The sequence below is a fragment of the Bacillus sanguinis genome, assembly GCF_018332475.1.
Classification (GTDB): Bacteria; Bacillota; Bacilli; order Bacillales; family Bacillaceae_G; genus Bacillus_A; species Bacillus_A sanguinis.
In genome coordinates this window covers 1-667 of the sequence record NZ_BOQB01000244.1, presented here as the reverse complement: position 1 = coordinate 667, position 667 = coordinate 1, and the positions used below count along the sequence as shown (strand labels likewise).

The window sequence follows — 667 nt, the reverse complement described above, 5'->3', positions numbered from 1 at the left end:
TGCTTGTTCATTTTTCTGAATAGCATTTTTATATTTAGGTAAGAAGAGTTGAGAAGGATAAACTGGGAGTTCACCGCAAATATCAATACCATAGATAGATCTATTCATAATTAGAGAATGAATAAATTGTAAAAGTCTAGATAATTTCATGTGCCCTTGATCCCAATTGGTAATAGTAACTTTTGGATCTAAAACATCCTTATCAATGCTTACATATATTGTTTCTGTATGAATATGTGAAAGTATTGCATGTATGGATACTTCATGTGATATATCAATCGGAAAAACTTCTACGGCTGAATAATCATTAGAATGAATTGTTAGAGAAGAAGGTCCAATAATGATTACCTTCTTTAAATTACCATTATTTCGAAGAGAAAATGATACCCAAGATCCACAGGAAATAAGAGTCTGTTCATTCACTCCCTTTAAGTTCATATCAGTATGATGATCAAATAGTATAAGGGTAAAAGGTTTGTCCATTTCTTCTAATAATAAATAAGATACATAATGATAATTTCCAGAGCCTATAAAAGTAATCCCTTTATTCTTTCTACGATTTAATGCTCTTTTTATTTGCGTTAAAGAAGAGTTTTCGCAATATAGATTTGAGTGTTCTAAATGAGTAAAATCAATATCTTCATGTGAATAAGAATGTAGTTTATTT

1 protein-coding gene is annotated in these 667 nt (G+C 29.2%); it reads right to left on the bottom strand.

Annotation, left to right across the window (positions count from 1 at the left end; genetic code table 11):
• Positions 1-667, bottom strand: a 667-nt coding sequence (locus KI369_RS22495) for an arginase family protein (protein ID WP_212957455.1), incomplete at both ends; no start/stop codon positions are given.